Annotated in this window: 23 protein-coding genes, 1 tRNA gene and 1 pseudogene; 15 read left to right on the top strand and 10 right to left on the bottom strand. The window is 64.3% G+C overall.

Annotated elements, in window-relative coordinates:
* Window positions 1-229: 229 nt before the first annotated feature.
* From ASF39_RS15890 to ASF39_RS15915, 6 genes are all read left to right on the top strand, one after another.
* Window positions 230-2,476 (top strand): TonB-dependent receptor, encoded by a 2,247-nt coding sequence (locus ASF39_RS15890; RefSeq protein WP_156648518.1) that lies wholly within the window; start codon window positions 230-232, stop codon window positions 2,474-2,476.
* A gap of 91 nt (window positions 2,477-2,567) precedes the next feature.
* Entirely contained in the window at window positions 2,568-3,251 is a 684-nt protein-coding gene (locus ASF39_RS15895; protein ID WP_055882585.1) for a Fe2+-dependent dioxygenase, read from the top strand.
* The gene (locus ASF39_RS15900) at window positions 3,248-3,910 is read left to right on the top strand and encodes a PepSY-associated TM helix domain-containing protein (protein WP_200938238.1); all 663 of its coding nucleotides are present in this window, start codon (window positions 3,248-3,250) and stop codon (window positions 3,908-3,910) included. The genes ASF39_RS15895 and ASF39_RS15900 overlap by 4 nt, the downstream gene beginning before the upstream one ends.
* Before the next feature lie 12 nt (window positions 3,911-3,922).
* The gene (locus ASF39_RS15905; protein ID WP_055882588.1) at window positions 3,923-4,435 is read left to right on the top strand and encodes a DUF2271 domain-containing protein; all 513 of its coding nucleotides are present in this window, start codon (window positions 3,923-3,925) and stop codon (window positions 4,433-4,435) included.
* Between the two features lie 11 nt (window positions 4,436-4,446).
* Window positions 4,447-5,247, top strand: coding sequence for a DUF4198 domain-containing protein (locus tag ASF39_RS15910; RefSeq protein ID WP_055882592.1), 801 nt, complete (start codon window positions 4,447-4,449; stop codon window positions 5,245-5,247).
* 79 nt (window positions 5,248-5,326) lie between these two features.
* Window positions 5,327-6,310 carry an FAD:protein FMN transferase gene (locus ASF39_RS15915; RefSeq protein ID WP_056285639.1) on the top strand — a complete coding sequence of 328 codons (984 nt, stop codon included), beginning with the start codon at window positions 5,327-5,329 and terminating at the stop codon, window positions 6,308-6,310.
* Window positions 6,311-6,420: 110 nt separating this feature from the next.
* On the opposite strand, the gene cobF is transcribed toward ASF39_RS15915, so the two are convergent.
* Entirely contained in the window at window positions 6,421-7,185 is a 765-nt protein-coding gene (cobF, locus tag ASF39_RS15920; protein ID WP_056285640.1) for a precorrin-6A synthase (deacetylating), read from the bottom strand.
* Between the two features lie 173 nt (window positions 7,186-7,358).
* Here cobF and ASF39_RS15925 point away from each other — a divergent pair, with 173 nt between their 5' ends.
* The 4 genes from ASF39_RS15925 (at window position 7,359) to ASF39_RS15940 (ending at window position 11,393) form a co-directional block, all read left to right on the top strand.
* Window positions 7,359-7,907 (top strand): 2Fe-2S iron-sulfur cluster-binding protein, encoded by a 549-nt coding sequence (locus ASF39_RS15925; protein ID WP_056285808.1) that lies wholly within the window; start codon window positions 7,359-7,361, stop codon window positions 7,905-7,907.
* Complete coding sequence (locus ASF39_RS15930) at window positions 7,904-8,968, top strand: xanthine dehydrogenase family protein subunit M (protein WP_056285644.1); 1,065 nt, start codon at window positions 7,904-7,906, stop codon at window positions 8,966-8,968. Before ASF39_RS15925 ends, ASF39_RS15930 begins: the two co-directional genes overlap by 4 nt.
* Entirely contained in the window at window positions 8,961-11,192 is a 2,232-nt protein-coding gene (locus tag ASF39_RS15935; RefSeq protein ID WP_056285646.1) for a xanthine dehydrogenase family protein molybdopterin-binding subunit, read from the top strand. The genes ASF39_RS15930 and ASF39_RS15935 overlap by 8 nt, the downstream gene beginning before the upstream one ends.
* A 127-nt stretch (window positions 11,193-11,319) precedes the next feature.
* A tRNA-Gln gene (locus tag ASF39_RS15940) sits at window positions 11,320-11,393 on the top strand.
* A 40-nt stretch (window positions 11,394-11,433) separates the two neighbouring features.
* Here the strand turns inward: ASF39_RS15940 and ASF39_RS15945 are convergent.
* The 3 genes from ASF39_RS15945 to ASF39_RS15955 are packed head-to-tail and all read right to left on the bottom strand — an operon-like array spanning window position 11,434 to window position 13,225.
* A complete protein-coding gene (locus tag ASF39_RS15945; protein ID WP_056285652.1) occupies window positions 11,434-12,483 on the bottom strand; it encodes a tyrosine-type recombinase/integrase in 1,050 nt (349 codons plus the stop codon).
* Window positions 12,473-12,661, bottom strand: coding sequence for a hypothetical protein (locus ASF39_RS15950; RefSeq protein ID WP_056285658.1), 189 nt, complete (start codon window positions 12,659-12,661; stop codon window positions 12,473-12,475). Before ASF39_RS15950 ends, ASF39_RS15945 begins: the two co-directional genes overlap by 11 nt.
* A 3-nt stretch (window positions 12,662-12,664) precedes the next feature.
* A complete protein-coding gene (locus tag ASF39_RS15955) occupies window positions 12,665-13,225 on the bottom strand; it encodes a MerR family transcriptional regulator (protein ID WP_156648519.1) in 561 nt (186 codons plus the stop codon).
* Between the two features lie 148 nt (window positions 13,226-13,373).
* On the opposite strand from ASF39_RS15955, the gene ASF39_RS22115 reads away from it, so the two are divergent.
* Complete coding sequence (locus tag ASF39_RS22115; protein WP_210168678.1) at window positions 13,374-13,538, top strand: hypothetical protein; 165 nt, start codon at window positions 13,374-13,376, stop codon at window positions 13,536-13,538.
* Window positions 13,539-13,837: 299 nt separating this feature from the next.
* Here ASF39_RS22115 and ASF39_RS15970 read toward each other — a convergent pair whose 3' ends face one another.
* Entirely contained in the window at window positions 13,838-14,206 is a 369-nt protein-coding gene (locus tag ASF39_RS15970; RefSeq protein WP_056285668.1) for a hypothetical protein, read from the bottom strand.
* Window positions 14,203-14,493 carry a hypothetical protein gene (locus ASF39_RS15975; RefSeq protein WP_056285671.1) on the bottom strand — a complete coding sequence of 97 codons (291 nt, stop codon included), beginning with the start codon at window positions 14,491-14,493 and terminating at the stop codon, window positions 14,203-14,205. Before ASF39_RS15975 ends, ASF39_RS15970 begins: the two co-directional genes overlap by 4 nt.
* A 277-nt stretch (window positions 14,494-14,770) precedes the next feature.
* On the opposite strand from ASF39_RS15975, the gene ASF39_RS20725 reads away from it, so the two are divergent.
* The 4 genes from ASF39_RS20725 to ASF39_RS15985 all read left to right on the top strand — a co-directional run bounded on the left by ASF39_RS20725 (window position 14,771) and on the right by ASF39_RS15985 (window position 17,395).
* Window positions 14,771-15,028 (top strand): helix-turn-helix domain-containing protein, encoded by a 258-nt coding sequence (locus ASF39_RS20725; protein ID WP_082494607.1) that lies wholly within the window; start codon window positions 14,771-14,773, stop codon window positions 15,026-15,028.
* An 11-nt stretch (window positions 15,029-15,039) separates the two neighbouring features.
* Window positions 15,040-15,300, top strand: coding sequence for a hypothetical protein (locus ASF39_RS15980; RefSeq protein WP_056285673.1), 261 nt, complete (start codon window positions 15,040-15,042; stop codon window positions 15,298-15,300).
* A gap of 224 nt (window positions 15,301-15,524) precedes the next feature.
* Complete coding sequence (locus tag ASF39_RS20730) at window positions 15,525-17,102, top strand: Fic family protein (protein ID WP_156648521.1); 1,578 nt, start codon at window positions 15,525-15,527, stop codon at window positions 17,100-17,102.
* 68 nt (window positions 17,103-17,170) lie between these two features.
* Complete coding sequence (locus tag ASF39_RS15985) at window positions 17,171-17,395, top strand: hypothetical protein (RefSeq protein WP_056285683.1); 225 nt, start codon at window positions 17,171-17,173, stop codon at window positions 17,393-17,395.
* A 253-nt stretch (window positions 17,396-17,648) separates the two neighbouring features.
* On the opposite strand, the gene ASF39_RS15990 is transcribed toward ASF39_RS15985, so the two are convergent.
* The 4 genes and pseudogenes from ASF39_RS15990 to ASF39_RS22120 form a co-directional block, all read right to left on the bottom strand.
* Window positions 17,649-18,029: a hypothetical protein gene (locus ASF39_RS15990; protein WP_056285686.1), complete on the bottom strand. Its 381-nt coding sequence runs from the start codon at window positions 18,027-18,029 to the stop codon at window positions 17,649-17,651.
* 97 nt (window positions 18,030-18,126) lie between these two features.
* Complete coding sequence (locus ASF39_RS15995) at window positions 18,127-18,312, bottom strand: hypothetical protein (protein ID WP_056285688.1); 186 nt, start codon at window positions 18,310-18,312, stop codon at window positions 18,127-18,129.
* Between the two features lie 163 nt (window positions 18,313-18,475).
* Complete coding sequence (locus ASF39_RS21455) at window positions 18,476-21,952, bottom strand: hypothetical protein (protein WP_156648522.1); 3,477 nt, start codon at window positions 21,950-21,952, stop codon at window positions 18,476-18,478.
* An 851-nt stretch (window positions 21,953-22,803) separates the two neighbouring features.
* A pseudogene (locus ASF39_RS22120) lies at window positions 22,804-23,187 on the bottom strand (calcium-binding protein); the annotation flags it as partial.
* Window positions 23,188-24,913 lie beyond the last annotated feature (1,726 nt).

Below are 24,913 nucleotides of genomic sequence, written 5' to 3' on the forward strand. Positions count from 1 at the left end.
AGCAATCTGGAACGCTTCCAGAGTAAAACTCGTCATCGTCGATGAATAGTTTCGCGCCCGCGGCGAAGCAAGATCAGTTTTTTCCAGTTTGTATCGGTTCAAAAGTAATTTATAACGATTTTAGTCTGTTGTGGTTCTGCAACTCGTCGGGAACGATTGTGTTTCTGTCTTGAAAGACAGCATCACAAATGCTTCAAGCGCCCTGGCGAGTACGTCAGGAGTTCGATCGATGAGCGAGTCGTTGTCAGTGCGGGACTGGACCGGGGCAGGTTCCCTCGGCATCGGCCTGGCGGCGACGCTGGGCGCCTTCCTGCCGTTCGAGGCCGAGGCCCAGGAGGGTGCCGCCGAACTGCCGCAGCTCAGCGTCGAGGGCTGGGGCGGGGGGCAGCCCAACACCCTCAACGAGGGCACCGGCCTGTCGCGCCTGCCCGGCCGCATCCAGGACACGCCCCAGGCGATCAGCGTCGTGCCCGGCGAGGTCATCCGCCAGCAGAACGCCACCACCCTGGAGCAGGCCCTGCGCAACGTGCCGGGCATCACGGTCTCGGCCGGCGAGGGCAACGGCGGCCTGAACGGCGATCAGTTCCGCATCCGCGGCTTCCAGGCCAAGAACGACATCTATCTCGACGGCCTGCGCGACTTCGGCGTCTACGCCCGCGACAGCTTCAACATCGGCGACGTCCAGGTCATCAAGGGGCCGTCATCCGAGACCTTCGGCCTCGGCACCGCGGGCGGGGCGATCAACACGATCTCGAAGCGCGCGCTGCTCACCGACTTCACGGCGATCGACGGCACCGGCGGCAGCGGCCCGACCGGGCGGGGCACCTTCGACGTCAACCGCCAGATCGACGCGACCACGGCGATCCGCCTCAACGGCATGATCCACCGCCAGGACATCCAGGACCGCAACAACGTCTCGTCCGACCGGGCGGGGCTCGCCGCCTCGCTCGGCATCGGCATCGGCACCGACACCACCTGGTACCTGAACTACCTCTACCAGCACTCCGAGCGCACGCCCGACTACGGCGTGCCCACCGCGCGCCGGCCCGGCGACCGCTTCGCCCGGCCGCTCACGGAATACGGCCTGCCGCGCGCCACCTCCTACGTGCGCGCCACCGACCGCGACGACGCCAACGTCCACCTCGCCACCTCGCTGATGAAATGGCAGGTGGCGCCCTGGCTGACCGTGACCAACGACTCGCGGCTGTCGTTCTACGACCGCAACTTCTCGACCACGGCGGCGACCTGCACGCTCGGCTGCATCACCGGGTTCTTTTCGGGCGGCAACCCCTTCGTCACCTACAGCGCCGGCGGCGGCCAGACCTTCGAGCAATCGGCCTGGGGCGCCCAGAACGTCACCACCGCGATCATGAAGTTCCACACCGGCTTCCTGCGCCACGAGGTCGTGGCCGGCCTCGATTTCTTCTACCAGAACGACGACCGGGTGAACTTCGCCGTCAGCGGCGCGCGCCGGGACCAGAGGGTCCGCACCCCCTCCTTCGCCCAGGAGGGCTACGCGCTCACCCGCAACTACGGCAACCGCCGCCTCGGCGACGGCGCCAACGCCGCCTTCTTCGTCAGCGACCGGGTCTGGCTCAACGAGCAGTTCTCGATCCTGGCGGGCGTGCGCCTCGACCGGTTCCTCAGCCGCTACGACGCCACCGCCACGACCGGCCCGCAGATCGGCCAGTTCCTGCCGCGACAGACCTCGGACACCAACGCCGCCAGCCCCAAGGTCAGCGGCATCTGGCAGCCGACGCCCAACCAGACCTACTACGTCTCCTACGCCAAGGGCTTCTCGCCCCAGGGCCAGTTCGTGGCCAATTCCACCGGCATCGAGGTGCCGACCGCCAACCAGCTCTCGCCCGAGGAGAGCGACCTCTACGAGATCGGCGCCAAGGTCGGCCTGTTCGACGGGCGCCTGGGCGTCGCCGGCGCCCTGTTCCGGGTCGACAAGAGCAACAGCTTCGACGTCGACCCCGTCACCGGCGGCCTCATCCTCGGGCCGCTGGATGCCGGCGAGCGCCGCCGCGTCCAGGGCTTCGAGGCCTCGATCACCGGCCGCCTCACCGACGAATGGAACATCCTGGCCGGCTACACCTACCTCGACGGCAAGGTGCAGTCGGGCGTCAGCATCGGCAACAAGGCCCCCTTCGTGCCCGAGAACTCGGCCTCGCTGTGGACCACCTACGACCTCACCACCCCCATGCACACCCTGTGGGACCTGCCCGGCAAGGTCACGATCGGCGGCGGCATCACGGTGGACGACGGCTACTTCCCGGCCAGCGACAACATCACCCGCATCCCCGGCAGCTTCTCCCTGGACGCGCTCCTCTCCTACGAGACGCCCACCTACCGGCTGGCGGTCAACGCCTACAACCTCACCGACGAACTCAACTACGGCTCGGCCTTCTCCACCCGCGCCGTGCCGCTGTCGGGCCGCACCGTGCTGGTGAGCCTCGGCACCCGCTTCTGAAACCGCGATCGCCTTCCCTCCCCGCGCGGACTTCTCACCCCGCGGGAAGAGAAGGCGTTCCATCGCCAGCCCGCCACGGGATCCCGAACCCTTGCTCGTCCACGTCACATCCGTCCTCACCCCCGACGAAGTCGCCCATTGCCGGGCACGCCTCGACGCCAGCGACTGGGTCGACGGGCGCGTCACCGCGGGCGCCCAGGCCGCGCGCGCCAAGCACAACCTGCAGATCCCCGAGGATGCGCCGGTGGCGCGCGAACTCGGGGACCTGATCCTGCGCGCCCTCGGGCGCAGCCCCCTGTTCAACGCCGCCGCCCTGCCGCTGCGGGTGCTGCCGCCCCTGTTCAACCGCTACGACACCGGCATGGGCTTTCGCGCCCATGTGGACGGGGCGATCCGGGCGGTGCCCGGCGCGGGCATCCGGATGCGGGCGGACATCTCGACGACGCTGTTCCTCACCGACCCGGGCGACTACGACGGCGGCGAACTCGTGATCGAGGACACCTTCGGCTCGCACGCGGTCAAGCTGCCGGCGGGCGACATGATCGTCTATCCCGCCACCTCCCTGCACCGGGTCGAGCCGATCACCCGCGGCGCGCGCTGGTCGTCGTTCTTCTGGTCGCAGTCGATGGTCAAGGACGACGGCGCCCGCGCCCTGCTCTACGACCTCGACCGCGGCATCACCGGCGTGCGCGCCGCCCTCACCGACGACGACCCGTCGGTGATCGCGCTCACGGGCAGCTACCACAACCTCCTGCGGCGCTGGGCCGAGCTGTGAGCGACAGCCTCGCCCTGCGGGAGGCCGCCGCGGCGCCGCGGCGCGCCAAGGCGCGCCGGGCGTTCTGGCTGAAGCAGCTCTACGCCTGGCACTGGATCAGCTCGGCCCTCTGCCTCGTGGGCATGCTGCTGTTCGCGCTCACCGGCATCACCCTCAACCATGCCGGGCGGTTCGAATCGAAGCCCGTGGTGGACGCGCGCGAGGCGAGCCTGCCGCCGGACCTGCGGGCCCTGCTGGCGACGCTGCCGGCCACCGGCCGGGCGGCCCTGCCGGGCGCGGTGAGCGACTGGCTCGCGGCGAGCCTCGGCGTCGCGGCCGGCGCCCGCGAGGCCGAGCTGACCCGCGACGAGGTGCTCCTGTCGCTGCCGCGCCCGGGTGGCGACGCCTTCGTCAGCCTCGGGCGGCGCGACGGCGCGGTGCTGCACGAGCGCACGAGCCGGGGCTGGGTCTCCTACCTCAACGACCTCCACAAGGGCCGCAACGCCGGCCTCGCCTGGAGCCTGTTCCTCGACGTGTTCTCCGGGGCCTGCCTCGTGTTCTGCCTGACCGGGCTGGTGCTGCTGCAGTTCCATTCCGCCCGCCGCCCGGCCACCTGGCCGGTGGTGGGCCTGGGCCTGCTCGCCCCCGTGCTCCTCGCCCTCCTGTTCATCCACGCCTGAAAGGCGCGCCCCATGCGCACGGCCGTCACCGCCGCGTTCTCGACCCTCATCGCCGCGCCGGCCCTCGCCGGAGAGGTGGTCCTGAGCGTGCAGATCCCCCGCCTCGACGTCTCGGAATACCACCGGCCGTACCTCGCCGCCTGGATCGAGGGCGCCGACGGCCGGGCGCTGGCCAACCTCGCGGTCTGGTACGACGTGCGCAAGCGCGAGGGGGAGGGCGGCGCCAAGTGGCTCAAGGACATGCGGCAATGGTGGCGCCGCATCGGCCGCGAGACCGAGATGCCGCTGGACGGGGTCAGCGGCGCCACCCGCCCGGCCGGCACCCACGCCCTGCGCTTCGACGCCGCCGCCGCCCCCTTCGCCGCCCTGACGCCGGGGACCTACGAGATCGTGGTCGAGGCCGCCCGCGAGGTCGGCGGCCGCGAGGTGGTGCGCCTGCCCCTCGCATGGCCGCCGGCCGCGGCCGAAGCGTCCGTTCGCGGCAAGGACGAGCTCGGCGCCGTCTCCCTCACCGTCACACCGTAAGGACCGATCCCATGCGCGCCCTGTCCCTCGCCGCCGTCCTGAGCCTCGCCCTCGTCCTCCCGGCCTCAGCCCACCGGGTCTGGATGCTGCCCTCCTCGACGGTGCTCTCGGGGGGCGACGCCTGGGTCACCTTCGACGCCGCGGTGTCCAACGACCTGTTCGTGTTCGAGCACGTGCCGATGCGCCTCGAGGGCCTTGCCGTCACCGGCCCCGAGGGCACCGCGCTCGCCCACGAGAACGCCGCCACGGGCAAGTTCCGCAGCACCTTCGACATCCACCTGACGAAACCCGGCAGCTACCGGGCGGCCATCGTCAACGACGGCGTCACCGCGAGCTATAAGCTGGACGGCGCCCAGAAGCGCTGGCGCGGCAAGGCCGAGGCCCTGAAGCAGGCCCTTCCCGCCGGGGCGCAGGACGTGAAGGTGACGCGGGTGGTGCAGCGCACCGAGACCTTCGTGACGCTGGGCAAGCCCGACGCCACCGCCTTCGCCCCGGCCGGTAAGGGCCTGGAATTGCGCTTCGACACCCATCCCAACAACCTCACCGCCGGCGAGACCGCCCGCTTCACGGTGCTCCTCGACGGGGCGCCGGCCCCGGGGATCGCCGTGGAGGTGGTGCGCGGCGGCAGCCGCTACCGCGACAAGTCGGAGGAACAGAAACTCACCTCCGGCCCTGACGGCGTCGTCTCCGTCACCTGGGCGCAGGCCGGCCAGTACTGGTTCGGCGCCGAGGCGCAGGACGACAAGTCCGGCATCGAAGGCGCCCGGCGGCGGTCCGTCTACGCCGCGACCTTCGAGGTGCTGCCGCAATAGGAACCTGGGAATCGCCGCCCGTGACGCGGACGCCCTCGCCCCGTCACGGTCGAAGGCCACCGACATACCAAAGCGACCGATGCGCCGCCTGCTGATCCCCGAAATCCTCGCGCCGATCGGCCCGGATGCGTTCCCCGCAGGGCCGGTGGAGCGGGTCGGCGGCCGCATCATGGGCACGACCTGGTCGGTGAGCGTGGTGACGCGCCGCCCCGGCGAGGGCGCGGCGGTGAGGGACGCGGTCGTGGTCGAACTCGCCCGGCTCGTGGCGCAGCTGAGCCATTGGGAGCCGGAATCCGCCCTCTGCAAATTCAACCGGGCGCCCGCCGGCAGCCGGCACGTGCTGCCCGACGACCTGTTCCGGGTGCTGGAGGCCGCCTGCGCCGTGGCACGGGCGAGCCGGGGCGCCCACGACCCGACCCTGGGCGCCCTCGTCGACCTCTGGGGTTTTGGGCCGCCGGGTCCCGTCGCGCAGCCGCCGGACGAGGCCGTCATCGCGGCCGCGCGCGCCCGCTGCGGCTGGCGCCGTCTCGCCCTGGATGGGGAGAACCGCAGCGCGCTTCAGCCCGGCGGACTCCGGCTCGACCTCTCCGGCAGCGCCAAGGGCCACGCCGTCGACGCGATCTCGGACCTGCTCGCGGCCCGGGGCTTCGCCCACCACCTCGTGGAGATCGGCGGCGAGTTGCGCGGGCGCGGGCTCAAGCCCGACCGGCAACCCTGGTGGGTGGCCCTGGAAGCGCCGGCCGGCACGACCGAGACCGTCGCCGCCCTGCACGACCTCGCCATCGCCACCTCGGGCGACCACCGGCGCGCCCGCGACCTCGGCGGGCGCCGGATCGGCCATACCCTCGACGGGCGCACCGGCCGGCCCCTCGAGACGGGCCTGACGGCCGCCACGGTGCTGCATGCCTCCTGCCTCATGGCCGACGCCTGGGCGACCGCCGTGATGGTGCTGGGCCCCGAACACGGCAGGGCCCTGGCCGAGGCGCAGGGCCTCGCCTGCCTCACCGCGAGCGGCGCCGGCTGGGACTGGATCAGCCCCGCCGCCCGCCGCATGCTGGCCTGAACCGCCGGCTCAGGTCGCCGCGAGCCGGCCGGTGGCTGCAAACACCCCCAGGCGGGCGGCCCGGTCGTTCGCCGGGACGGGGATGGCCGTGGGGATCGTGCGGCGGCCGATCAGGACTCGGAGTCCGGCCGGCGCAGCAGGTAGGTGTCCATGATCCAGCCGTGGCGGGCCCGCGCCTCGGCGCGCACCCGTGCGATGGTGTCGGCGACCTCGCCCAGGCGCCCCGAGACCAGGATCTCGTCCGGCGAGCCGAGGTAGGCGCCCCAGTGGATCTCGAGGTCGGGATCGAGGGCGGAGAGCGCCGGATTGCCGTCGAGCATCACCGCCACCGATTCGTCATCCCGAGGCAGCCCCCGGCTCAGCCGCCGCCCCGTCGTGATCCGCACCGGCGCGCCGATGCGGTTGAGCGGGATGCGGTGCCCGGCGCAGAGCGCCTGTACGCTGGTGATGCCGGGGATCACCCGGAACCCGAAGGCGATGCGCCCGCGCGCCACGATCCGGTCGATGATCCGGATCGTGCTGTCGTAGAGCGAGGGATCACCCCAGACGAGGATGGCGCCGCACTGGTCCTCCCCGAGTTCGCGGGCGAACATCGTCTCATAGAGCGCGGCGCGGGCGGCATGCCAGGCCTCGACGGTGGCGCCGTAGTCGGCCGGGTTGCGGTCGCGCTCGGGGTCAGACGCCTCGACGATGCGGTAGGGCCGCCCGGTGATGTAGCGCGCGCAGATCTCCCGGCGCAGGCGCACGAGGGCGTCCTTGTCGCCGCCCTTGTCGAGGACGAACACCACGTCGACGGTGTTGAGCGCCCGCACCGCCTCGACCGTGAGGTGCTCCGGGTTGCCGGTGCCGATGCCGATGACGAGGATCCGTCTCATGCGCAGGTCCCATTCGACTGCAAAGGTCGCGACTGCAAAGGTCGCGACGGCAACGGTCGCCGCCCCTGGTCGGCCGGCGCGGCAAGGCTATCTGGAGCGGTTCCAGACATCCGCTGTGGAAGCCGGCCCGGTCGTGGCCGGTCCTCTGCACGCCCATCATGGGTCTGTCCATCATGAGCATACCGATCACGCTGACCGTGAACGGCGTCCGCCGCGAGATCGTCCTCGAGGACGCGCGGGTGACGCTGCTCGACCTGTTGCGCGAGCGCCTCGACCTCACCGGCGCCAAGAAGGGCTGCGACCGCGGCCAGTGCGGCGCCTGCACCATCCTGGTGGACGGGACGCGCATCAACGCCTGCCTGGCGCTGGCCGTGAGCCACGACGGCGCCAGCCTTCTCACCATCGAGGGGTTGGCCGATGGCGACGTGCTGCACCCGGTCCAGGCCGCCTTCCTCGACAACGACGGCTTCCAGTGCGGCTTCTGCACCCCGGGCCAGATCCTGAGCGCGGTGGCGCTGATCGGCGAGGGCGGGCTCGCGGAGGAGGGCGGGCCGGCGGACCCCGAGCGGGTGCGCGAGGGCATGAGCGGCAACCTCTGCCGCTGCGGCGCCTACGCCGGCATCACCCAGGCGGTGCTGCAGGCCCACGCGGCCATGACCCATGCAGCGATGCACGCACCGGACGTGCTGCCCGGCGGCAACCTGACGGAGGACGCGGCGTGAAGAGCTTCGATTACGTCCGCGCGGGCTCCCTCGCCGAGGCGGTGGCGGCCGCCTCCGCCCCGGGCGCCGCCTATCTCGCCGGCGGCACCAACCTCGTCGACCTGATGAAGGGCGGGCTGACGCGGCCTGACCGCCTCGTCGACCTCACCCGCCTGCCCGGCCTCGACCGGATCGAGACCCTGCCGGACGGGGCCACCCGCATCGGGGCCCTGGTCCGCAACGGCGCGCTCACCCGCGACGCCGGCTTTGCCGGGCGCTATCCGGCGGTGGTCGAGGCCCTGCTGTCGGGGGCCTCGGCGCAGCTGCGCAACGCGGCCACCACGGCCGGCAACGTCCTGCAGCGCACCCGCTGCGGCTATTTCTACGACCCCGCCAGCGCCTGCAACAAGCGTTCGCCGGGGGCGGGCTGCGAGGCGCGGGGCGGCATCACCCGCACCCATGCGGTGCTGGGCTGGAGCGAGCACTGCATCGCCACCCACCCCTCCGACTTCTGCGTTCCGCTGGCCGCCCTCGACGCGGTGGTGGAGATCGAGGGGCCGACAGGCCGCCGCGAGGTGCCCTTCGACGTCTTCCACCTCCTGCCCGGCGACACGCCCGAGCGCGAGACCGCGCTTCGCGCGGGCGAGGTGGTCACCGCGATCCGGCTGCCGCCCGAGGCCGCCGGCTTCGCAGGCCATTCGCGCTACCTCAAGGTCCGCGAGCGCACCTCCTACGCCTTCGCCGTGGTCTCGGCGGCGGTGGGCCTGCGCCTGGAGGGCGGCACGATCGCGGACGGCCGCATCGCCCTGGGCAGCGTCGCCCTCAGGCCCTGGCGCGCCCGGGAGGCCGAGGCCCTGCTGGCCGGCCGCGCACCGAGCCCCGAGGTGTTCGCCGAGGCGGCGCGGGCGGCGCTGGCCGGGGCCACGCCCTCGGGCGACAACGCCTTCAAGATCGAACTGGCCCGGCGCATCGTCGTGCGCGCGCTCACCCTCGCGGCGGCCGGAACGCCGGGGCGCATGCCCGCGCTTCCTGCCAGCCCCTTCGCCACCAGCCCCACCGCCGGAGCGTCCCACCATGCCTGAGCGCCAACGCCACGGTTCCTCCATCGGCCTGCCGCTCACCCGGCGCGACGGCCCCGACAAGGTGACGGGGGCGGCCCGCTACAGCGCCGACATCCGGCCCGACGGGCTCGTCCATGCGGTGATGGCCACGAGCACCATCGCCAAGGGCCGCGTCACCCACCTCGACCTGGCGGCGGCCGAGGCCCACCCCGGCGTGATCGCGGTGATGACGCCCGACAACGCGCCGCCGCTGGCCAAGTCGCCGGACGAGAAGGACAATCCCTTCGCCTTCCGCCTCAACCTGCTGCAGGACCACACGGTCCGCTACGCCGGCCAGCCGATCGCGGTGGTGGTCGCCACGACCCTGGAGGCGGCCACCGAAGGTGCCGCCCTGCTCAGCCCCGGCTACGAGAGCGAGGCCCCGACGATCGGGCTGGGGGAGGGCGGAATCTTCACCCCCGACAGCGTCGGGGCCGGCTCGCCGACCTCGGACGGGACGGGCGACATGGAGGCCGGTCTGGCCGCGGCGGACGCCCGCGTCACCGCCACCTACGAGACGGCCGGGCAGTACCACAATCCCCTCGAGCCCCATTGCAGCGTGGCCGAGTGGGACGGCGATCGGCTCACCCTCCACACCCCGAGCCAGGCGCTCTGGATCGCCAAGGCCCGGCTCGCCGGCTTCTTCGGCATCCCGCCGGAGAACATCCGCGTCGTCTGCCATTATCTCGGCGGCGGCTTCGGCTCGAAGGGCTTTCTCAGCCCGCCGCAGATCCTCGGGATCATGGCGGCGAAGCTGACGGGCAGGCCGGTCAAGCTCGTGACCCGGCGCGAGCAGATGTTCGGCCCGGTCGGCCACCGCTCGCCGACCCGGCAGACGCTCACCCTGGGGGCCACCCGCGACGGCGCCCTGACGGCGCTGGGCCACCACACCCTGAGCCAGACCAGCGCCTACGACGACTTCTTCGAGGCCTCGGGGCTCGTGGCGCGCCATCTCTACGCCTCGCCGGCGATCTCGACGACGCACGAGGGCTCGCGCGCCGACATCGGCACCCCGATCTTCATGCGCGCGCCCGGCGAGGCCTCGGGCAGCGTCGCGGTGGAGAGCGCGCTGGACGAACTAGCGCTGGCCCTCGACATCGACCCCCTCGATTTGCGCCTGAAGAACTACGCCGAGGTCGAGCCCATTACCGGGCGCCCGTTCTCCTCGAAGGCCCTGCGCGCGTGCTACGCGCAAGGGGCCGAGCGCTTCGGCTGGGACCGCCGCCCGCGGGCGCCGCGGGCGATGCGCGACACCGACGGGCTCCTGGTCGGCTGGGGCATGGGCACCGCGACCTATCCCGCCGGCATGATGCAGGGAGAGGCCCGCGCCACGATCCGGGCCGACGGCACCGCGCTGATCGAGACCGCGGCCCAGGACATGGGGCAGGGGGCCTGGACGGTGCTCGCCCAGATCGCCGCCGACGGCCTCGGCCTGTCCCTCGACCGGGTCACCCTGCGCATCGGCGATTCGGACCTACCCAACGGCGGCCTGGCCGGCGGCTCCACCGGCACCGCCACCTCGGGCACCGCGGTCCACGCCGCGGCGCAGGCCGTGATCGCGCAACTCGCCGATCTCGCCACCACGGACCCGGCCTCGCCGCTCTACGGGGCCGGCAATGCCGGCGTGACCGCGAGCGAGGGCCGCCTCGCCCGCCGCGACGACCCGGCCCGCTCCGAGCGTTTCGGCGACATCCTGGCGCGCGCCGGAAAACCGTCCGTGGCGGCCAAGGGCCAGGGTGCGGGCGAGCCCGCCTCGCGAAAGACCTATGCGATGCATGCGCATGGGGCGGTCTATGCCGAGGTGAAGGTCGACCCCGACCTCGGGCAGGTGCGGGTGACGCGGCTGGTGGGGGCCTTCGCGGCCGGCCGCATCGTCAACCCGCGCCTCGTGCGCAGCCAGTACGAGGGCGGCATGATCTGGGGCCTCTCCCTGGCGCTGCACGAGCACGCCGCCCACGACCGGCGCTCGGGCCGGATCGTGAACGCCAACCTCGCCGACTACCACGTGCCGGTGAGCGCCGACCTGCCGTCGATCGAGACGATCCTGGTGGAGGAGCACGATCCGCACGTGAACCCGCTCGGCATCAAGGGCGTGGGCGAGCTCGGCATCACCGGCACAGCCGGCGCCATCGCCAACGCGGTCTGGCACGCCACCGGGGTGCGGGTGCGCGAGATCCCGATCACGCTGGACAAGCTGCTGACCTGACCCGTAACCTTGCGGTTGACCCTGCGCGAAAGGTGCCCTAATGGGGCGTCTCTCGCGGCTCGGCCGGGAGAACGTCAGGCCACGGTGCGTTTCCAAGGGTGTCCACATCCAGGATCGCCGGGCGTGATGGGGGATAGTTTAACGGTAGAACAGTGGACTCTGACTCCTCTAGTCGAGGTTCGAATCCTCGTCCCCCAGCCACTGATTTAACTACGCTTTTTCCACTTCGGTCCAAGAACAGCTAGGCCCGGTCGGGCACCTGGTCGGGAAAAGCTGTTCTCGTTTCGAGCTTTCTGATGGCCGCGATGGCGAGTGCCGGATCGCGGTTCAGGTAGTGAGCATCCAGGATCGACCGCACGTCGTTCAGCGAGTGTCCGGTCAGCGTCGCGATCTCAGCCTCAGAACATCCAGCGAGCGCCAAGCGGCTCACCGCCGTTCCGCGCAGATCGTGGAAGGTCAGGCCGGAGATGCCACACGCCTTGCAGGCCTTCCCCCACGAAGAACGGAAACCGTCGCTGGTCCACGGCCGATGCTCCGAGTTGAGCAGGATCACCGGGCTGCGGCGTGGGACGGCATCCAGGGCCAGCTTGAGCAAGCTGCTGACCGGGATCACGACACGGGCACCGGTCTTTCCCTGCTTCAGACGGATCGTCTTCCCGTCATAGGCACTCCAGGAAAGCCTCAGGAGGTCGCCTTGGCGCTGACCGGTCCATAGGGCCAGGACCAGTGGCAGATGCAGGTGAGGGGGCGCTGAGGCGAGGAACGCCGCCTCGTCGGCATCGGTCCAGACCTTGTCCGTCCGCGTCGCGCGATAGAGCCGGCCGCCCTTCTCGCAGGGATTCACCAGGATCAGCCCGCGGTCGAGCGCCCAGGACAGGATCCGCGCAAGAACGCTCCAGGCGTAGTCCGCTTGCCGGCGCGAGCGGAGGGCGAGACGATCGCGCCAGGCCATGAACTCGCCACGCGTCCGCCGATCGGTGAGGGCGCCCAGGGGGAAGTCCCCAAACTCGGCCTCGATCGCCTTGATGTGCCGGATGTAGTCCTTGCGGGTGATATCGCTCCGAGACCGGAAGGCGTCGCTCGCCTGATAGCCCTGGGTGATCGAGAGGATCACGCCCCGCGCCGGCTGGGCTTTCGCACTCACGGCGGCATTGTAGCTCGCCATGAACTCCGGGGTCCCCGGCAAGCCCTCGATGCGTGGCCCGCCTTTCCAGGCGTACCAGTAGGTCCGCTTGGTGCCGTCAGCGAGCGCCTTCGTCTTGGAGTTGAGCCCTTTCAGCCTAACGCGCATCACGCTTCGCCTTCCATCCATCGAGCAGGGTCGCGGGCTCGGAACGGGCCTCCTCGCCGGAGTAGAGCACAATCTTTCCGCCCTCGATCTCGACGCGGCCGACTTTGAAGCCGGCAGCCTGGGCACCCTTCACGGCCCGAGAGATCTTGGCTTGGGTGATGACCTGGCTACGACCCACGGTTCAGGCCTCCTCGTTCCAGCGCAGAGCGCGAAGGTCGGCGATGTGCTTCTCGAAGGCGGCGATGCCCTCGGTGACGTTGCCGGGGTAAGGCGGGCGATCCGAGGCGCCCTCTTGCTCGATCTGCTCGCGCATCCGGGGCCAGAGCTCATCGAAGAGGGGCCAGCAGCGAATCTGAATGCTCACCGTGGTGTCGGCGCTGTCGACCTCGACGAACCCTCCATCCCGATTGCGGGAGAAGAAGAGGGTGCCTGGGTAGGTGAACAGGGGCTCCTGCCTGTCGCCGAAACCGTCGTTGATCATGGCGCTGTACGGCCCGCGGCTTCCCCGCAGGACCTCGGCAGCCAATTCCGTGGTGAAGCCCATCTCAATGAGCGCCTTGACCGCGCAGAGCTTCAGCAGGTCGGCGAGCTTGAAACTGACGTGGTAGCCCTTGCCCTTCGGGCGAGCCGGGAAGAGGTCGTACCGCGTGAGGTAGTTGCCGATCTGACCGCTCGTCATGCCGACCAGAGTCGCCGCATCACTGCGGGCAAAAGCCCAGTTCTCAATCTGCAATGCTTTCACGACCCATCTCCAAAACGTCACAACGATGCTATGATGTTCTACGATCCTTGTAAAGCATCAATTTGATTTTCTGAGTGGCTGGCACTGAAACCGTAGGCTTGAAAGTGCCCGTGCATGACACGAGATCGGTATGAGGCGGGGTGACCCGATGACGCCACGGACGGCCGCGACCATCGCCGGAGCTGGGTGCGCCCTGATTGGGCCAGCGGTGGCCCATGCCTTTTCAGACGACCCGACCGATCAGATCGTACTGTCCCTGATCATCGCCGGGTCGGTGGTGCTGACGACGCTTATCCTCAGCTTGCGAGAATGAGGCCCGGCCAAGCTCGGCTGATTGTCCAAAGGCTGGACCCATTCAACCGCGCGAGCAGCCGGGCCCAGATCGCTAGCGCTGGCCCCTGGCGAGTCCCATGGCATGATCCCACCGCGCCTGGAGCCTCTCGGCTAGAGCGTCCACGGCGCCGGCAATCACTGACAGCGCTTCGGGGTCGTAGGACGAACTGCTGGCCCCCATCGCGTAGAGGACTTGAGACCACCGCTTCACGTTCGCGACGTCGTCCTCTATGTCACTGAGGGCAGACCAGACGGTTTCGGTCGTGGGTTGCTGCGCCATCACCGCACCCTCCAATAGCACCCGACCGTGCTGAGCACGAGCGCGGCACGAGTCGAGGCGGGCGGCTCCGTCCGTCCGTGAAAGCGAACGCCGCCGTTGGCCATCGGGATCATGTCGAACTGGTCGAAGCCGGCGATCTCGCTGGCGAAGGGCTTCGACAATCGATAGCCGAGGTCGGAGTTGCCGTGACGCTCCCATTGGAGCCACCGGCGCTCGTACTCCAGCCACGCATCGTAGCTGTCGAGGAGATCGTCGGTGACAGGCGCAGCAACGGCACTCGGCGCACCGATGAGAGCCACGCTGCCGCCGATCAGCGGGAGGGTGGCGAGACCGGAGAGGAAGCCCCGGCGGGATGCGGGGCGGCTCATCGGGCACTCACGGGGCAATAGTTGTAGCCGCTGAACTGAGCGGGATAGGAAACGGCGCCGGCATCATCCGCCCCGCTGTCCTCCTCCGGGTCGTGCGGCTCGTCGTTGATGTCGCAGCCGTGCTCGTTCTCATCCTCGCAGTCTGCGTCCCCATCTAGAGCGTCAAGGATCGCAAGGTCATGCTCGACCCGATCTGCAATCCTTTTGCGGAGGTTCTGGAGTGCCGCTCGGCCGGCGGCCAAGTCGGCCAGCCATTCCAGTGGTAAGGGCGGTTCCTCGCGACGCATGGCGCGGATTGCGTCGGTGACAGGGCCAGGCTGCCGGCCGGACCCGGTGGGTAATAAGGGCGGCAGAGCGCCGGCGAGGGGTAATAAGGAATTCAGAGCGAGCGAGGGCGATGCCATAACCGGTGGTCTCCGGGGCTGAAGGTGATCGGGATGTGCGTAGTGCTGCGCTTTCGCGCAGGAGTCAGGCCTCGGCCGCGTTGCTCTTCAGCGCCGAACCTGATAACTTCTATATCAGGTTATAGCGATCCAAAGTCAATATCAAAAATATCAGGTTGGCATGGCATCGATTAGACAGGTCAAGGCAGCCCGCGCACTCCTGGGCTGGTCACAAGGTGATCTGGCTGAGCGGTCTGCTGTCTCAAAGCCGACCATCGCCCGGCTGGAAACCGGCGAGGGCGACCTTGGTGGCTACTCCGACACGCGAGACAAAATCCTCTCAGCCCTTGAAGCGGCCGGCGTGGAGTTCATCCCCCCGAACGGCGGCGGCGCTGGCGTGCGCCTGAGGAAGCAGCAAGATGCAGGCGGTGAGATTTAAGGAGCACTCCCATGGCCATTCCGGATCCGAAGATCGAGCATTCGCCCCTTGGCGGCGCGATCACCCGCGACGGCCAAACGGTGACTGTTCACATCTACCGGTTCGCCGGGACCAAGGATGAATGGACGCTGGAGGTCGTGGGCATCGATCGCAGCCACATCGTCTGGGATGAGACGTTCGAGAGCGATTTGGACGCCTATGAGGCTTTCGAGCGTGCCGTCGCCCAGGACGGCATCGGATCACTCACCGAGGATGCGCCAGCAGGTCACTGATCGCTCTTGAAGCCGCTCTGGCGTCATCTTAATCGAGCAGAACGCCGGGGAACGACGCATCAGCGGGGATGCCAGGCGCAATTAGTTTCCCTTAAAAATGCCCCTTGGCGACATGTTTCCTTACCAACGCGCGCTTTTTTGATCCGTGGGGCTGTGTTACGAAAAAAGTCGACACGCTGCCTGATGTGACGAAAATCCACGCGATGTGAAGGTTTTTGACGCCCATGTCCGACGCTCCCTCCCCGGCTCGCGCCGTAGCAGTGGCTTCAGTGACGGAATTTCGAGGACGCTACTTGCCGATAGCTGCAAGGCTGGCTGGCTATGCCGCCCTCATAGATAAATATGACCTAAAAGTCCCTTTACACCATGAAATGTCAGCCATTTCTACAAAGAACACGCGGCGGAAAGAGGATGGGTGGTTTATATATCCAAATTCAATGTATCCAGGGCCGGATACAATAGACAATTTAATATTTGCGCTTAAATACGAAGGCATTCAACTCTTAACGCTTAAGCACATTTTTTCCAGATTTGACAAAACAGAACTAGAGAAGGCTGCATTAGCGAAAAGAACAAGCTCATATTTACGGAGACTTTGCTTTTTCTACGAGTTTCTAATGGACGACAGGCTGCAAGTACCGGACGTAACCGCAGGTGGCTATGTAGACGCAGTTGATACGACTCAACAATATGCAGCTACAATTCCTATGTCTATTAAAAGGTTTAGAGTTAAAGATAATCTTCCTGGAGGGCCAAGTTTTTGCCCCATGGTCTTTAAAACGAAGCGGATCGAGAAATTCATATCACTCGGGCTATCTACCAAAGCAAAAAAAATTGTCGAAAATGCACCAAAGGATTTGATAGCACGAGCGGCAGCGTTTTTGCTCCTAGCAGACTCAAAGGCTTCATTTGCGATTGAAGGAGAAAACCCACCAAATGATAGGGTTGCTAGGTGGGGAGCGGTTATAAGCAAAGCGGGTCAAATAGAGCTAGACAAGAAGAGGCTCGTCAACCTTCAGAGGGAGCTTATAGGTGACGACAGGTTTGTACACATAGGATTGCGGGAGGAAGGAGGCTTCATCGGCAGGCATGATACATTTAGTCAGCCAGAGCCAGAGCACCTGAGCGCCAAAGCAGAAGATTTGGAAGATCTGCTTGAAGGGTTAGAAATATTTGATATATATGCAAGGAGAATGCATTTCCATCCTGTGCTTGCAGCCGCATGTATTGCTTTTGGATTTGTATTTATTCACCCCTTCGAAGATGGAAATGGCAGAATTCACAGGTTTTTGATGCACCATGTCTTGGCTCAATTCAATTACACTCCCCGTGAAATCGTTTTTCCTATATCAAGTGTAATCTACGACGACATCGCTCGCTATAAGGATGTTCTCGAAAGCACAACTAGGCCATTGCTCGAATGTATTGAATGGAGGCCAACAGAAAGCGGAAACGTAGATGTAATATCGGATAGCGTTGACTACTATAGATATTTCGACGCGACCTTATGTTCAGAGTACTTATTTGGATGTGTTCAAAAATCGGTCGAAAAAAATCTTCCCGAAGAGCTTATGTTTTTGGAAAACAGGGATGCATTCCACCGGGATGTAACCGATATCGTGGATATGGGAGAGCGGACTATTGATCTGCTTCTACGATTCCTTCGACAAAATCATGGAAAGCTTAGCAGGAGAGCGCGGGAAAACGAATTTCGAAAACTTAATGAAAATGAAGTCCTTGACATAGAAGACTTGTATAAGGAGCTTTTTGCTGGACACTACGTTGAGCAAAACGGTACTTAACTTTGGAAGTTTGCGCTAGTCGCGATCCTTCACGCTGGCGTAGGCTCTGCGCCTAGCAGGAGGCTTGCATGGCTGAGGAAGAGCGCGCTCTCATTGATACACACGGCGAACAGGACAATGTGGCTTTGGCTCAGCTAGGCGCGGCCGTAATCTTAGCGTGGCCGCTCCTGGAAGCCGACATGCAGCGCGATTTGATCGCGACAGCAGTCGTACTCGATGGCGTCGAAAAAGATCCGAGGTTCGAAGCTGTCCTGATGCGCCTCGTTCAGATGAACGACCGGATCGGAAGCTGAGCATTCCGACCGGACCTGAGGTCCAGAAGCATACCGTTCACGCTATCAGCAGCGCTGTAAGAGGCCGGTGCCTTCATGTCGCCGCTTCCGGCTGCGCAGGCGCATTGCCGAGATCATAGAACCCATCGTTTTTCGTCGCGTCGCCTTTGCGCTGCTGCGAAGCCAGTGCGCTGATCAGATGCTCGTTGTCTCCACCTGACGGCTTTTCGAGACGGTCACTTTCTAAACAGGGCGTCCGCGGAAGCGCGGGGCCTCAATCCTTCGCCCAGCGCGCCCTGAGCGTCTCGTCCTTTTTCACGTCGTCGTAGAGCGCCTGGACCTCGCGAATGGCGAGATGATCATGGCTCCAATTAGTCTCCAGCGTGTTGGTTGGCGTGAAGGCGCTGTGCGAGGTGCCGCCGAAGCCGTTGAACGCCACAAGGCTACCGTCCGCAGCCGGGTAGTCCACGCGATATGAGGGGGCGAACCCCTTCGTTCCCTTGCCGCTGACGCCGATCCGCACGAAGGCGGCGCCGTGATGCTTTTGGCAGAAACGCATGTTGCCGAGGAGGCGGCGTAGATACTCCTCTGGTTCGGCCAGATCCCTAAAGACGTCGGCGAGGGTCGCGTTGGAAGGAAGATGCTTTTGGATCATGATGCCTCGGACGGGAACGACGGGTGCTCGCTTCGACGCCAGCTTCGCCTCAGGGTTCGAGATGATGCCCAGACCGAAGCGACATGCGGGCGCTGCATCATGCAGAGTAGGCCTTCGCCGCCTCTTCATCCGCCACGGCCTCGACGGCAGCGATCGCGTTCTCAAGTTCCGAGATCCGTCGAAGGGTGCTGTCGGCAGGAAGGCTATCAGATAGCGCCGCTTCCATGATGAGGTCGCGTTGGCGCGCCTTGAGGCGTTCGAGCAGGCTGTCGAGGTTAGGCATGGAGGCGCTGTAACGAACGGAGCTGATCTCGACAACCGAACCCCCAGTGTCGACGAAATTCGAGATGCGCAGCCCACGTTACACGACGCACGTGGCCGAAATGCCGACGGCACGGGCTTAGCCGTCGGATCTCATCGCAACATCCTGACGACCCTGGCCTACGTCACACCACGAGGAAATCGAGGTGAGTAAGCGCGGCCTTGGTGTCGATGATCGCGAATTGGAGGGCGGCGGAGGCCGTGCCGCTGCCGTCGGCATCGTAGGACAACCCACCAGTTGCCTTATTGTAGAGGATACGATCGCTCGCATCTGCCGCGCCGGTGGAGAGATCCTTGAAGGCGGTCTCTGCCAGGGCTCCGGCGCCGAGCGTCGTGAAGACGCTTCTGGCTAATTGGATCGCGTCGTCTGGCACCGAATAATCAGTAATCCGATCGATGTTGCCGCCGCCCAACGCCGTGTTGAACACGAAGGTGTCGGCTCCACCGCGGCCGTAGAGCAGGTCAGCGCCGCCCCCGCCATTGAGAACGTTGGAGCCGGCATTGCCCACGACCGTGTTGGCAAAGACGTTGCCGGTGAGATTGATTGCGCCTGTTCCAACCTGGCTCGTCGTGTCGATTCGTTCGATCTCCTGGCCCGCGGCCAGGGTGTAACTGACATTCGTTAGAACCCAGTCGCTACCTCCGCCGGCCGTCTCAAACACCTGATCGCCCGCGTTGTCTACGTAGTACACGTCTGCGCCTGACCGACCATAAAGCAGATCGGCGCCGGCTCCGCCGTTAAGGACATTCGCCCCCGCGTTGCCGATCAGTGTGTTGGCGAACTCGTTGCCGGAAAGGTTGATCGCCCCCGTGCCGGTTTCACTCGTTGTTTCAAGCCGTTCGATTTCTTGGCCTGCTGCGAGTGTATAATTGATGCTGGTCAGGACTCGATCACTACCACCTCCGACCGCCTCCGACACTCGGTCGCCGGCATTGTCGATGTAATAGGTATCCGCACCGCCCCGGCCGACGAGAAAGTCGGCACCTGCCCCGCCATTGAGGACATTGCTTCCAGCATTGCCGACCAAGGTGTTGGCAAAGTCATTGCCGGTAAGATTGAGGGCGCTCGTACCCGCTTCACTCGTGGTCTCGAGTCTCTCGATTTCCTGGCCCATTGCGAGCGTGTAGCTGATGTTGATCACGACGCGATCAGTGCCGCCACCCGCCGTTTCAAACACCTGATCACCGACGTCATTGACATAGTAGGTGTCAGCGCCTCCGCCACCCTTCAGGGTGTCCGCGCCAGCCGCGCCATCGAGCGTGTTGGCGCCGGCGTCACCGGTGATGAGATCGGCGAAAGCGGAACCTTTCACCGATTCGACGCCGAGGATGACGTCCGGCAATTGATAGGTATAGGCTGACGTCGTCGCGTTGTCGGTGCCGAGGCTCCCGATCAGGCTCAGGAAGGCTGCGCTGGCGACGGCTTCAACCGAACATCCTTCCGCCGGCGTCATCAGTTCGAGAAACGACTGGATATAGTCTGACGATGCGTCGCCGCCGCGGTTTTCCCACCAGCGTTCGAGGGAAATCGTGACGCCGGTTCCAGATGCACTGTAGTCCGCCGTATCAGTTCCTGCGCCCCCGAGGATCAGATCGAACCCGGCGCCACCGTCGAGTTTGTCATTGCCATCACCGCCTTCGAGGACATCGGTGTCACGGCCGCCAGCGAGGGTATCATTGCCGAGGCCCCCCACCAGACAGTCCTGCCCATCGCCGCCATCGAGGCGGTCATCATCCTCGTTGCCGAAAAGGTCGTCGTGGCCAGCTTGGCCGTAGAGGGTGTCGTTGCCGCAGCCGCCTTCCAGACGGTCGTCGTAGGTCGCCCCCGCGTTCTGAGGTTGGACGGGCTTGCTCGGATCGCAGCAAACGTCGGGGTTGGTGTCGGCGGTCGGCTTCAGATCGCCCGTTCCCAAGCGGACCGTCGAATTCGGGTCCGCCTCGCCCCAGATCACATCGGCACCGTCGCAACCGATCAACCGGTCGCTGCCGTCGCGACCCTCAATGACGTTGGCTCCCTCGCCGCCGCGGATGACGTCGTCGAAAGCCGAACCCACCACGCCTTCGATATCGATGAGGACATCGCCGATCGACTCGGCTGTGGTGATGATTACGCCGTCGATGACCGGCGCATTGCCCTCGCCGCGTAGAAGGTCGGCAGAGATCGAGGTTTTGGCATCCCGGTAGGAGGCGATGTCGAAACCTACGTTGCCGTCCAGGACATCCCTGCCCTCGCCGCCGACGAGGATGTCGCGGGCCACTGTCCGATAGTAGACATCGCCTAGGACATCATCCGGCGAATAGGTGTCGCCCACGAGGATGTCGTCTCCCGCACCCCCATCGAGAACGTCATTGCCAAGGCTTCCTTGAACGACGTCGTTGCCGCCATTGGCGAAAACAGTGTAGTTGTATGTGTTAGCTCCTGGAGTAGGGGAATTGCCATAACTCGACGAAAACACCGTGATCTCGTCGGCGAACTCCGAGCCAATCACCCCTTCGATCGTGAATCCAGCGTAAGTATCCTGGAATAAGGGCGCCACAACAGCCGTACCATCCGCTTTCAACATGCGTGCGCCGGATTGCATGCCGTCAAAGGTCGCTAGTCCAATAGAAAGATATTGCCCATTTTGGAACAGTGCTGCTCCAAGCCCGCTGTAATCAACGAAATCACGCCCGGCGCCGCCATCGATACTATTCTTACCGAGGCTGCTGACGAAAACCTCGTCTCTGCCCGACCCCGCGATCTTGTCGTCGAGGGTTGTGCCTTGATACTCCTCGATGCCGGTAAGGATGTTAAGTTCCTCGCGCAGCTCGCCCGAGTCGAAGGTGCCGTTCTGGTTCGCATCGTTCCAGACCATATACAGTGCGACGCCGTCGTCGGGCTTTAACTGCCCAGCCGGCAAATTGAAGATGGCGGCGAGTTGCGTAGCGCGGGCTCCGTACCCGATCTCGAAAGAGGCCTGGACACCGGCAGGTGCAGTTCCGGTGGGAAGCGGGGCATAACCCGAAGGCAGGAACGTCGCCGCGATGTAGCGGTCCGCCCCACCACGGCCATCGTAGACATCGACGATTTCCGAACCTGTGGAGCCGACGAACGCTCCATGTGAGAAAACATTACGGTGCGAATCGCCCTTGATTATGTCCGAGTAAGCAGTACCAACAACGCCTTCCACATTGTATATAGCTGACCGATTTAACGTTGTCTCAAGAGTTTGTTTGTTTACATATGTAATATTGAAAATATGCAATTCAAAATCTACTAGGGAGCTATAAGAATAATTGGATAAATTGCTATATGACTCAAAACTGTTGACTGTATCAAAGCCATATCCACCATCTACATAATTTGACTCAGGCTTGGGGATTGATCCTGCTACAGCACGAAACGATTCAAACGGACTCAAATTGTCGTCCCCATCGCCCGCATATAAAGAATCATTCCCACCTTCGCCCAACAGTAAGTCGTTGCCAGAGCCGCCATAGATGCGGTCGGTACCAATGTTTCCAATTACTGTATCATTACCCTCCAGACCTGATACATAGTTGCTGTTTAAGTCGTTCAAGATGTAGTAATTGATGCCCGATGTATCGACATAAGTTGCCATCTTCCGCCCCCATTCTTCCCATTTGGCTAATGGGAGGTTATTTTGTTTTTTGTGGGATCGCGGTGATTTCCCGACGAAAAAATTATAAAGTTAGCTCTTTAATTGTTGCTCAAAATGAATGTTTATTTCAGAATTAAGTTTTGGATGACTAATACTTATCGTTTTGGATCATAACGAGAAAACCCAACAATCTAATAGCTACAAAAATTGGATGGTGGTGATTATATATTCGGTCGCGTTGGTCGGCAACGCAGCGGAGTTCAACTCTTGATCGGCCAAACCGCTTTGGCTCCATCCGGCCAAACTAAATTGCTGCAAAGGTATGTTGCTTTCTCAAAGGCGATTGCGTTGATCTTGAAAGTCGTGACCAACTCGCCGCTGAGCACCATGGCACCACAAAAGTCGACCCGGATCATGCCGTGAGAGGGGGGAGCCTCGAAAAATTGTTCCGTCGTCTAATTGAGTCCGCCGCATCATCGGCGTGCTTGGCGAGGAAACCCAGTGCCGGGGGATGTATCGCTTGCCACATCGCGAACGTCATACCGGGGTAAGGAACCACACCCGGTTTCATCCCGATGAAGACACTTCTCTATGCCTGCGGGGTGTCAGGTTCGATCTTGAGGGCTGGGGATGCTGACATGAGGCCCAGCGGCTGTGAGGGGCTGCTCGGGATAGTATGCGGTTCACGCCCTCGCCGTGGCTAGCCGGTTACCATGGCATTGAGGCAGGGGACGAGAGACTGCCCCGCCGCCTGGTCTAATCACAGGCCGGCGGGGTTAATCGTCCATATTCGCCAGATGCAAGGTGCCGGACACTTCTGCCCAGGCGCCTTCCAAATGAAGCCATAGCGCCTACAACACGAGGAAATCGAGGTGAGTAAGCGCGGCCTTGGTGTCGATGGTAGCGAATTGCATCGCGACCAAGGCCGATCCGCTGCCGTCAGCGTCGTAGGACAGGGCCCCCGTCGCCTTGTCGTAAAGGATGCGGTCGCTAGTATCGACAGCAGCGGTTGAGAGGTCCTTGAACGCCGCCTCGGCCAGGGCACCGGCTCCCAGCGCCGTGAAGACGCTGCGCGCGAGTTGCACCGTGTCGTCGATGACCGAGAAGTCCGTGATCCGGTCGAGGTTGGTCGGGCCCAGCGCCGTCCTGAACACGAAGGTGTCCGCCCCGGCACCGCCGGTCAGGAGGTCGTTGCCGCCCTGGCCGTCGAGGACGTTGGCGCCGCCGTTGCCGGTNCCCAGCGCCGTCCTGAACACGAAGGTGTCCGCCCCGGCACCGCCGGTCAGGAGGTCGTTGCCGCCCTGGCCGTCGAGGACGTTGGCGCCGCCGTTGCCGGTCAGCGTGTTGGTGATGGAATTGCCGGTCCCGTTCAGGTTGCCGGCGCCGGTGAGGACCAGGGCCTCCAGTTCCGCTCCGGCCAGGGAGTACGACACCGAGGCGTAGACGAGATCGGTGCCCGGGGCCCCGTTGGCCTCCAGGGCGCGGTCGCCGACGTTGTCGACGTAGTAGGTGTCGGACCCCGCCCCACCGGACATGGTGTCGGCGCCAAGGCTACCGTTCAGGACGTTGGCCCCACCATTGCCAGTAAGAATGTTGGCGATTGAGTTGCCGGTTGCGTTGACGTTTGCAGTTCCAGTGAGCTGCAGATTCTCTAGCTCTGAGCCAGCTAGAGAGTATGACACGGATGAATTGACGAGATCAGTGCCAATTGCTCCATTGACCTCGACGGCGCGGTCACCGACGTTGTCGACGAAGTAGGTATCGGAACCTGATCCACCGATCATTGTGTCGGCGCCACCATATCCGTTTAGGAGATTGGCACCGCTATTGCCCGTGACGATGTTGGCAAGACTATTGCCGAATCCATTCAGATCCGCGGTTCCAGTGAGAATGAGGTTTTCTAGCTCCGAAGCCGCGAGTGAATAAGAAATTGAAGTATAAACGAGATCAATACCGGTGGCTCCATTGGCTTCGATAGCGATATCACCTGCATTGTCCACGTAATAGGTGTCGGACCCTGTACCCCCGGCCATCGTATCAGCACCGCCCAAACCATTGAGGACATTAGCCCCTGCGTTACCGACGAGCATGTTGGCAAAATCGTTACCTGTTAAATTGATTGCCCCAAGGCCCGCCGCGTTTGTAGTATCGATTCGCTCAATTTCTTGGCCAGCTGTAAGAATATAGTTGACACTGGTGAGAACTCGATCTGTACCATCTCCGCCGGCTTCCAATACTTGATCTTTAACGTTGTCTACATAGTAAAGATCGCTACCAGACTGACCGCTCAAAAGGTCGGCGCCAGATCCGCCGTTTAGGATATTCGCGCTAGCATTTCCAGTTATGGTGTTATCTAAAGCGTTGCCGGTGCCGTTGATGGAGGAATTGCCGGTTAGAACGAGATTTTCAATGTTGGCATTTAGTATAGTTGTGCTTGAACTTTGCACCGTATCCGTGCCACCGTTTGCTGATTCGGCGATCGTGTCGCCGCCATCAATAATGTAAGTGTCGTCTCCGATGCCCCCGACCAAAGTGTCGGACCCTCCGCCACCATTTAATGTATCGTTTCCATCAAGGCCGCTCAAAATATTCGCTGTTACATTTCCAATCAGTCGATTATCGAGACTGTTGCCGGTGCCATTAATAATGATCGCCCCGGTCAATGTAAGATTCTCAATATATTGAATTCCTAGATCGAATGAGACCGATGACATGACCAGATCGGTACCCATGTTGATGTCTTCATAAACGCGGTCTCCTGCGTTGTCGATCAAGTAAGTATCGTCGCCGTCACCTCCCACGAGAAGATCAGCGCCGGCGCCACCATCCAGGGTATCCGCACCTAGCCCCGTACTTACGACGTCTTTGCCATCCCCTGCGTCGATCCAGTCGTCACCATCTGATGTACCAATGACGTCATCCCCAAAACCGCCGAAAGCAATATCAGCTGTCATCGTTCCT

The organism is Methylobacterium sp. Leaf108 (assembly GCF_001423265.1).
Taxonomy (GTDB): Bacteria; Pseudomonadota; Alphaproteobacteria; order Rhizobiales; family Beijerinckiaceae; genus Methylobacterium.

What these genes read in the sequence shown, in the direction of transcription:
- ASF39_RS15890 (WP_156648518.1), top strand. Translation starts at nt 230, where the DNA reads ATGAGCGAGTCGTTGTCAGTGCGGGACTGGACCGGGGCAGGTTCCCTC.
- ASF39_RS15905 (WP_055882588.1), top strand. Translation starts at nt 3,923, where the DNA reads ATGCGCACGGCCGTCACCGCCGCGTTCTCGACCCTCATCGCCGCGCCG.
- ASF39_RS15910 (WP_055882592.1), top strand. Translation starts at nt 4,447, where the DNA reads ATGCGCGCCCTGTCCCTCGCCGCCGTCCTGAGCCTCGCCCTCGTCCTC.
- ASF39_RS15915 (WP_056285639.1), top strand. Translation starts at nt 5,327, where the DNA reads ATGCGCCGCCTGCTGATCCCCGAAATCCTCGCGCCGATCGGCCCGGAT.
- cobF (WP_056285640.1), bottom strand. Translation starts at nt 7,185, where the DNA reads ATGAGACGGATCCTCGTCATCGGCATCGGCACCGGCAACCCGGAGCAC.
- ASF39_RS15925 (WP_056285808.1), top strand. Translation starts at nt 7,359, where the DNA reads ATGAGCATACCGATCACGCTGACCGTGAACGGCGTCCGCCGCGAGATC.
- ASF39_RS15935 (WP_056285646.1), top strand. Translation starts at nt 8,961, where the DNA reads ATGCCTGAGCGCCAACGCCACGGTTCCTCCATCGGCCTGCCGCTCACC.
- ASF39_RS15945 (WP_056285652.1), bottom strand. Translation starts at nt 12,483, where the DNA reads ATGCGCGTTAGGCTGAAAGGGCTCAACTCCAAGACGAAGGCGCTCGCT.
- ASF39_RS22115 (WP_210168678.1), top strand. Translation starts at nt 13,374, where the DNA reads ATGACGCCACGGACGGCCGCGACCATCGCCGGAGCTGGGTGCGCCCTG.
- ASF39_RS15970 (WP_056285668.1), bottom strand. Translation starts at nt 14,206, where the DNA reads ATGAGCCGCCCCGCATCCCGCCGGGGCTTCCTCTCCGGTCTCGCCACC.
- ASF39_RS15975 (WP_056285671.1), bottom strand. Translation starts at nt 14,493, where the DNA reads ATGCGTCGCGAGGAACCGCCCTTACCACTGGAATGGCTGGCCGACTTG.
- ASF39_RS20725 (WP_082494607.1), top strand. Translation starts at nt 14,771, where the DNA reads ATGGCATCGATTAGACAGGTCAAGGCAGCCCGCGCACTCCTGGGCTGG.
- ASF39_RS15980 (WP_056285673.1), top strand. Translation starts at nt 15,040, where the DNA reads ATGGCCATTCCGGATCCGAAGATCGAGCATTCGCCCCTTGGCGGCGCG.
- ASF39_RS20730 (WP_156648521.1), top strand. Translation starts at nt 15,525, where the DNA reads ATGTCCGACGCTCCCTCCCCGGCTCGCGCCGTAGCAGTGGCTTCAGTG.
- ASF39_RS15985 (WP_056285683.1), top strand. Translation starts at nt 17,171, where the DNA reads ATGGCTGAGGAAGAGCGCGCTCTCATTGATACACACGGCGAACAGGAC.
- ASF39_RS15990 (WP_056285686.1), bottom strand. Translation starts at nt 18,029, where the DNA reads ATGATCCAAAAGCATCTTCCTTCCAACGCGACCCTCGCCGACGTCTTT.
- ASF39_RS15995 (WP_056285688.1), bottom strand. Translation starts at nt 18,312, where the DNA reads ATGCCTAACCTCGACAGCCTGCTCGAACGCCTCAAGGCGCGCCAACGC.
- ASF39_RS21455 (WP_156648522.1), bottom strand. Translation starts at nt 21,952, where the DNA reads ATGGCAACTTATGTCGATACATCGGGCATCAATTACTACATCTTGAAC.